The organism is uncultured Sphingomonas sp. (assembly GCF_964243315.1).
Lineage (GTDB): Bacteria > Pseudomonadota > Alphaproteobacteria > Sphingomonadales > Sphingomonadaceae > Sphingomonas.
On the sequence record NZ_CAXTEM010000090.1, the window covers coordinates 1 to 7,169 of the forward strand.

Consider the following 7,169-nt stretch of genomic DNA (forward strand, 5'->3'; position numbering starts at 1 on the left):
GGCAGCCCCAAGGCGGGCAGCGAGAAGGCGCATGGCGAGCCGCTGGGCGAGGACAACATCCGCGCCACCAAGCGCGCCTATGGCTGGCCCGAGGACAAGTCCTTCTACATCCCCGACGGCGTGCTGGATCATTTCCGTGGCGCGATCAGCGGACGCGGCGGCAAGTTGCGCGACGAATGGGTCGCGATGGTCGAGCGGTATCGCGGTGAATACCCCGAACTCGCGGGCGAGCTCGACCTGCTGTTGAAGGACAAGCTGCCCGACGGCTGGGATGCGGACGTGCCCGTGTTCCCGGCCGATCCCAAGGGCATCGCGAGCCGAGATTCGGGGGGCAAGGTGCTCAACGCGATCGCTGGTCGGGTGCCGTGGCTGATCGGTGGTTCGGCCGATCTCGCGCCGTCCACCAAGACCGACATCAAGGGCAAGCCGTCGTTCGAGGCCAACAACTACGGCGGGCAGAACTTCCATTTCGGGGTGCGGGAGCACGGCATGGGCGCGGTGGTGAACGGCATGTCGCTGTCGCACCTGCGCGGTTACGGCTCCACCTTCCTGGTGTTCGCGGATTACATGCGCGCGCCGATCCGGCTGTCGTCGATCATGGAGATCGGCGCGATCTGGGTCTTCACGCATGATTCGATCGGCGTCGGCGAGGATGGTCCGACCCACCAGCCGATCGAGCATCTGGCGACGCTGCGGGCGATCCCCGGCCTCGACACGATCCGGCCGGGTGACGCGAACGAGGTTGGGGCTGCGTACAAGGCGGTGTTGTCCGATGCGAGCCGGCCTGCGGTGCTGGTGTTGTCGCGCCAGGCGCTGCCGACGCTCGACCGCGAGAAGTACGCGAGCGCCGAGGGCGTGGTTAAGGGCGGCTATGTGCTCGCCGATGCGGCGGACGGCGGCACGCCCGACGTCATCCTGATCGCAACCGGCAGCGAATTATCGCTCGTGGTCGACGCTCATGAGCGGCTTGCGGCGGAGGGCGTGCGCAGCCGCGTCGTGTCGCTGCCGAGCTGGCATCGCTACGAGATGCAGGACGACGAGTATAAGGAAAGCGTGCTGCCGCGTGCGGTGACGGCGCGCGTCGCGGTGGAGATGGCGGGTGAGATCGGCTGGGATCGCTATGTCGGGCTCGCGGGCAAGACGATCGCGATGTCGACCTTCGGCGCATCGGCGCCGATCGCGAAGCTGCAGGACAAATACGGGTTCACCGTCGACAATGTCGTCAAGGTTGCCCGCGACGTGATGGAGACGAAGTGATGAGCAAGCTGAAGGATCTGGGCGCACTCGGCCAGGCGGTGTGGCTCGACTTCGTCGACCGCAAGTTCCTCGAGGCCGGCGGGCTGAAGAAGCTGGTCGACGAGGATGGGCTTACCGGGGTCACGTCTAACCCGTCGATCTTCGAAAAGGCCATGGGGCACGGCGACGCCTATGACGGGACGCTCGCCGAATTCGACCAGAAGACCCCCGGCGCGGCGACGATCGACCGCTACGAACATCTCGCGATCCAGGACATCAAGGCCGCGGCCGAGACGTTGCAGCCGGTCTATGATCGGCTCGACGCCAAGGACGGCTATGTCAGTCTCGAGGTGTCGCCCTATATCTCGGACGACACGGATGCGACGATCGCCGAAGCCGCGAAGCTGTGGGCGGCGGTCGATCGCCAGAATCTAATGATCAAGATCCCCGGCACCGAAGCCGGCGGCCCCGCGATCGCGGCGACGATCGCGGCCGGGATCAACGTCAACGTGACGCTGCTGTTCGCGCTGGACGCGTATATCCGGGTCGCGGAGGCCTATGCGATGGGCCTGGAGGAACGCGTCAAGCAGGGGCAGCCGATCGACAAGATCGCCAGCGTCGCGAGCTTCTTCGTGAGCCGCATCGACACGATGATCGACAAGGAGATCGATCGCCGCGTGGGTGAGGGCGATGCGGAGGCCGAGGCGTTGAAGGCGGTGCGCGGCAAAGTCGCGATCGCCAATGCCAAGCTGGCGTATCAATGGTACCTGGAGTTCCTGAAATCCGACCGGTGGCAGGCACTGGCGGCGAAAGGCGCACAGCCGCAACGGCTGTTGTGGGCGTCGACGGGCGTGAAGGACCCCGCCTATCCCGACACGCTCTACATCGACACGCTGATCGGCGCCGACACGGTCAACACCATGCCGCCCGCGACGATGGACGCGTTCCGCGATCACGGCACCGCCGCGGTGACGCTGACCGAAAACATCGACGAGGCGCGCCACGTGCTGGCCGAGGCGGATCGGCTCGGGCTCGACCTGAACGGCGTCACCGGCACGCTGGTGCAAGAAGGCGTCGCATCGTTCGTGAAGGCGTTCGACGACCTGCTCGGATCGATTGCCGCCAAGCAGCCCGCGACCGCCTAACCGCTTACTCCCTCTCCCCCCACGGGGAGAGGGCCGGGGGAGAGGGGCTGTGTCTCAACGAGACGGCGCTCTCTGCGAGACACAGCCCCTCTCTGAACCCTCTCCCCGGAGGGTAGAGGGTTTCAAAGGATCCCGAGATGAAGATCGGAATGATCGGCCTCGGCCGGATGGGTGGCAATATCGCGCGCCGGTTGATGCGCAACGGCCATGCGGTGGTCGCGTTCGACCGCAACGCCGACGCCGTCGCGGCGCTGGTGGAGGATGGCGCCGAGGGCGCGGATTCGCTCGACGCGATGCACGCGCTGCTCGACACGCCCGCGATCTGGTGGGTGATGCTGCCCGCGGGTGCGCCGACCGAGGAGACGATCGCCGCCATCGCGGAGAAGGCGGCAGCGGGCGACATCGTGATCGACGGCGGCAACAGCTTCTACAAGGACGATATCCGCCGCGCCAAGACGCTGGCCGAGAAGGGCCTGCACTATGTCGATGTCGGCACCTCGGGCGGCGTCTGGGGGCTGGAGCGCGGCTATTGCATGATGATCGGCGGCGACAAGGAAACCGTCGACCTGCTCGATCCGATCTTCGACACGCTCGCACCGGGGCTCGGCAGCATCTCGCGCACCCCCGACCGGGTCGGATCGGACGAGGATCCGCGCGCCGAGAAGGGCTATATCCACGCCGGGCCGGCGGGCGCGGGCCACTTCGTCAAGATGGTCCATAACGGCATCGAATATGGCCTGATGCAGGCCTATGCCGAGGGCTTCGACATCCTGAAGGGCAAGTCGTCGGAAAAGCTGGCGGAGGAGGAGCGCTTCGATCTCAACCTGACCGACATCGCCGAGGTGTGGCGGCGCGGCAGCGTGATTTCGTCGTGGCTGCTCGATCTCACCGCCGCGGGGCTCGCGCGCGACCAGAACCTCGAACAGTTCAGTGGCCACGTCGCCGATTCGGGCGAGGGCCAGTGGACGATCGACGCCGCGATGGAAGAGAAGGTGCCCGCCAACGTGCTGACCGCCGCGCTGTTCGCGCGCTATCGCAGCCGGGTGGAGCATACGTTCGGCGACAAGCTGTTGTCGGCGATGCGCTTCGGCTTCGGCGGCCATGTGGAGATCCCGCAATGACCGTGCGGTTGGTGGTGTCTGACGTCGACGGCACGCTCGTCGACAAGCAGAAGGCGTTGACCCCGGGCACGATCGCGGCGGTACGGCGGCTCGACGCGGCGGGGGTCGGCTTCACGATCATCAGCGCGCGACCGATGTCGGGGTTGAAGCCGATCGCGGATGCGCTGGCGCTCGACGTACCGATCGCGGCGTTCAACGGCGGCATCGTCTTCCACCGCGACGGGCGGATCGAGTCGCACGTGACGATCCCGTCCGAGGTGGCGACCGGGGTGCTGAAGGCGGCGGAAGGGCAGGCGGTCGACATCTGGGTGTTTGCCGACGACCGCTGGTACGCGACCAGCGACCAGGGCACGCATGTCGAGCATGAGCGGGTGGCATCGAACCAGGCGCCGATCGTCACCGCGGAATTCGCGGCGCTGATCGACCGGGCCGACAAGATCACCTTCGTCAGCGACGACGAGCCCTTGCTGCGCGGCCTGCACGCGCAGATAGAACATCTCGACGACCGCGCCACGATCGCGCAAAGCCAGACCTATTATCTCGATGTCACCGCGCTCGTCGCCAACAAGGGCGACGGCATCGCCGCACTCGCCAAGGCGTTCGATGTGCCGATGGAAGCGATCGCCGCGATCGGCGACCAGGCCAACGACTTGCCGATGCTGAAGCGCGCCGGCGTTGCAATCGCGATGGGGAATTCGCCCGACCGCGTGAAAGCCGCCGCCCACCACGTCGTCGCCGGCAACGATGCCGATGGCGTCGCCCAGGCGATCGATACACTGATCCTGACCCCCACCGGAGTTGCCGCATGAAAGAACTCGTAGCCTTCGACCTCGACGGAACCCTTGCCGAGAGCAAGCAGGCGCTGAAGGAGCCGATGGGCGAAGCGTTGGCGGACCTGCTGGGGGTCGCGCATGTCGCGGTGATCTCGGGCGGCGACTGGCCGCAGTTCGACAAGCAGGTCGCAAGCCGGCTGCCCGAGCGGGCGGATCGATCGAAGCTGTGGCTGATGCCGACGACCGGCACCAAGCTGTTCCGCTACCGCGACGGCGCGTGGGCGACGGTCTATGCAGAACTGTTCGACGACACGCTGAAGGCCAAGATCCTCGCGGCGTTCGACGAGGCGCTGGCGGCGACCGGCTTCACGCCCGAGCAGACCTGGGGCGAGCGGATCGAGGACCGCGGCAGCCAGATCACCTTCTCGGCGCTCGGGCAGCAGGCGCCGCTCGACGCGAAGGAACATTGGGATCCCGATTTCGCCAAGCGCAAGGTGATCCAGGCGGATCTGCAGAAGCGGCTGCCGGGGCTGTCGATCAACATGGGCGGCGCGACCTCGATCGACATCACGCGCGAGGGCGTCGACAAGGCGTACGGCCTGAAGAAGCTGCGCGACGAGAGCGGCATCGCACTCGATAAGATGATGTTCATCGGCGACGCGATCTTCCCCGGGGGCAACGACTATCCGGCGAAGCAACTTGGGCTGGACACGGTACGCGTCCGCGATCCCGAGGAGACGCTGTCGGTGATCGCGGCGATCGTCGCCTGCCAGAAGTGAGCGCCTGACGCAGAAGGGGCGCCCGGATCGCTCCGAACGCCCCCTGCTGTCCCCGCCCGGCGGGCGGTAACGGCGCGGCCTTACCACGCTGCGGTGCGAGGGGATACCCCTCAGCCGTTCGCGGCCAAGTAATCCGCAAGGCCATCTCCCGGTCAGGAGAAGGCTATCGTATAACCAAATGAGCCAGCCGGGCAGAGTTTCGCCGCTGCCCTCGGGTCATCGTCACCCCGGACTCGATCCGGGGTGACGAAGGAGTAGGGACCGCCCGCAGCTCAAGGGCGATAAGCGTCCCTGAGCGCGAGGTGAGTCCAGATCAGGCGCTGTAGTACATGTCGTACTCGACCGGACTCGGCGTCATTTCCCAGCGGGCGACCTCTGCCCACTTGACCTCGACATAGGCTTCGATCTGGTCCTTCGTGAACACGTCGCCCTTCAGCAGGAAATCGTGGTCGGCGGTCAGGCTCTCGAGCGCCTCGCGCAGGGATGCGCAGACGGTCGGGACCTGGGCCAGCTCGGCGGGCGGCAGGTCGTAGAGGTTCTTGTCCATCGCCTCGCCAGGGTGGATCTTGTTCTGGATGCCGTCCATGCCGGCCATCATCAGCGCCGCATAGGCGAGGTACGGATTGGCCATCGCATCGGGGAAGCGGACCTCGACGCGCTTGGACTTGGGCCCGGTGCCGTAGGGAATACGGCACGATGCCGAGCGGTTGCGCGCCGAATAGGCGAGCAGCACCGGTGCCTCGTAACCCGGGACCAGCCGCTTGTAGCTGTTGGTGGTCGGGTTGGTGAAGGCGTTGACCGCCTTGGCGTGCTTGATGATGCCGCCGATGAAGAACAGGCACATCTCGCTCAGGCCCGCATAGCCGTTGCCGGCGAACAGCGGTTCCTTGTTGTTCCAGATCGAGAAGTGGGTGTGCATGCCCGAGCCGTTATCTTCCTTGATCGGCTTGGGCATGAAGGTCGCCGACTTGCCATAGGCGTGCGCGACCTGATGGACGACGTACTTGTAGATCTGCATGCGATCCGCGGTGGTCGTCAGCGTGCCGAAGGTCAGGCCGAGCTCGTGCTGCGCGGCGGCGACTTCGTGGTGATGCTTGTCGCAGGGCAGACCCATCTCGAGCATGGTCGAGACCATCTCGCCGCGAATGTCGACGGCGCTGTCGACCGGTGCGACCGGGAAATAGCCGCCCTTGGCGCGGGGCCGGTGGCCGAGATTGCCGCCTTCGTAGGCGCGGCCGGTGTTGGTCGGCAGCTCGATATCGTCGATCTTGAAGTAGGACTCGGCGTAGTTGGTGTCGAACTGCACGTTGTCGAACATGAAGAACTCGGCTTCCGGGCCGACATAGACGGTGTCACCGACACCGGTGGTCTTCAGATACGCCTCGGCGCGCTTAGCGGTCGAGCGCGGATCGCGCGCGTAGAGCTCGCCGGTCGACGGCTCGACCACGTCGCAGAACACGATCAGCATCGGCGTCGCCGAGAACGGATCGGTGTAGACCGCGTCGAGATCGGGCATCAGCGTCATGTCGGATTCGTTGATCGCCTTCCAGCCCTCGATCGAGGAGCCGTCGAACATCAGGCCGTCGGTGAACTCGTCCTCGCCCATGATCGACGCGACCATGGTGAGATGCTGCCATTTGCCCTTGGGATCGGTGAAGCGCAGGTCGATCCACTCGATCTCCTCTTCCTTGATGCGCTTCAGGATGTCGGCGGCAGTATTGGCCATGGGTCTTTTCCTTTGTGTTCCCCTCCCGCCCGCGGGAGGGGCTAGGGGAGGGCGTGTTACGGGGAGGACGGCCCCTCCCCCGACCCCTCCCGCAAGCAGGAGGGGAGATTGCTTGGGTTAGATCGCGGCGTCGTCGCGTTCGCCGGTGCGGATCCGCAGCGCGGTCTCGACCGGGATCACGAAGATCTTGCCGTCGCCGATCCGCCCGGTTTGCGCAGCGGCGGCGATCGCCTCCACGACGCGGTCGGCGAGCGAGTCCTCGACGACGACCTCGAGCTTCACCTTGGGCAGGAAGTCGACGACATACTCTGCCCCGCGATAGAGCTCGGTATGGCCCTTCTGCCGGCCGAAGCCCTTGGCCTCGGTGACGGTGATGCCGGACACGCCGA

The 7,169-nt window shown here is 66.1% G+C and carries 7 protein-coding genes; 5 read left to right on the top strand and 2 right to left on the bottom strand.

The features are described 5' to 3' along the window. The 5 genes from ACFE77_RS15560 to ACFE77_RS15580 form a co-directional block, all read left to right on the top strand. Positions 1-1,257 (top strand): transketolase C-terminal domain-containing protein (locus ACFE77_RS15560; protein WP_375422559.1); only part of this gene is annotated, 1,257 nt, incomplete at its 5' end. Then, on the top strand, positions 1,257-2,381 hold the full coding sequence (gene tal, locus ACFE77_RS15565; protein ID WP_375422560.1) for a transaldolase: 1,125 nt from the start codon (positions 1,257-1,259) through the stop codon (positions 2,379-2,381). The genes ACFE77_RS15560 and tal, both read left to right, overlap by 1 nt. Positions 2,382-2,518: 137 nt before the next feature. After that, the gene (gene gnd, locus ACFE77_RS15570) at positions 2,519-3,502 is read left to right on the top strand and encodes a phosphogluconate dehydrogenase (NAD(+)-dependent, decarboxylating) (RefSeq protein WP_375422561.1); all 984 of its coding nucleotides are present in this window, start codon (positions 2,519-2,521) and stop codon (positions 3,500-3,502) included. After that, positions 3,499-4,311: a Cof-type HAD-IIB family hydrolase gene (locus ACFE77_RS15575; RefSeq protein ID WP_375422562.1), complete on the top strand. Its 813-nt coding sequence runs from the start codon at positions 3,499-3,501 to the stop codon at positions 4,309-4,311. Before gnd ends, ACFE77_RS15575 begins: the two co-directional genes overlap by 4 nt. Next, positions 4,308-5,054: an HAD-IIB family hydrolase gene (locus ACFE77_RS15580; RefSeq protein WP_375422563.1), complete on the top strand. Its 747-nt coding sequence runs from the start codon at positions 4,308-4,310 to the stop codon at positions 5,052-5,054. Before ACFE77_RS15575 ends, ACFE77_RS15580 begins: the two co-directional genes overlap by 4 nt. Positions 5,055-5,367: 313 nt before the next feature. On the opposite strand, the gene glnA is transcribed toward ACFE77_RS15580, so the two are convergent. Continuing rightward, on the bottom strand, positions 5,368-6,780 hold the full coding sequence (gene glnA, locus ACFE77_RS15585) for a type I glutamate--ammonia ligase (protein WP_375422564.1): 1,413 nt from the start codon (positions 6,778-6,780) through the stop codon (positions 5,368-5,370). 117 nt (positions 6,781-6,897) lie between these two features. Next, on the bottom strand, positions 6,898-7,169 hold a 272-nt coding region (locus ACFE77_RS15590; protein ID WP_375422565.1), incomplete at its 5' end, for a P-II family nitrogen regulator.

Excerpts from the sequence above, each read along its gene's own strand:
- ACFE77_RS15580 (WP_375422563.1), top strand. The coding sequence starts at position 4,308 with ATGAAAGAACTCGTAGCCTTCGACCTCGACGGAACCCTTGCCGAGAGC.
- glnA (WP_375422564.1), bottom strand. The coding sequence starts at position 6,780 with ATGGCCAATACTGCCGCCGACATCCTGAAGCGCATCAAGGAAGAGGAG.
- tal (WP_375422560.1), top strand. The coding sequence starts at position 1,257 with ATGAGCAAGCTGAAGGATCTGGGCGCACTCGGCCAGGCGGTGTGGCTC.
- ACFE77_RS15575 (WP_375422562.1), top strand. The coding sequence starts at position 3,499 with ATGACCGTGCGGTTGGTGGTGTCTGACGTCGACGGCACGCTCGTCGAC.
- gnd (WP_375422561.1), top strand. The coding sequence starts at position 2,519 with ATGAAGATCGGAATGATCGGCCTCGGCCGGATGGGTGGCAATATCGCG.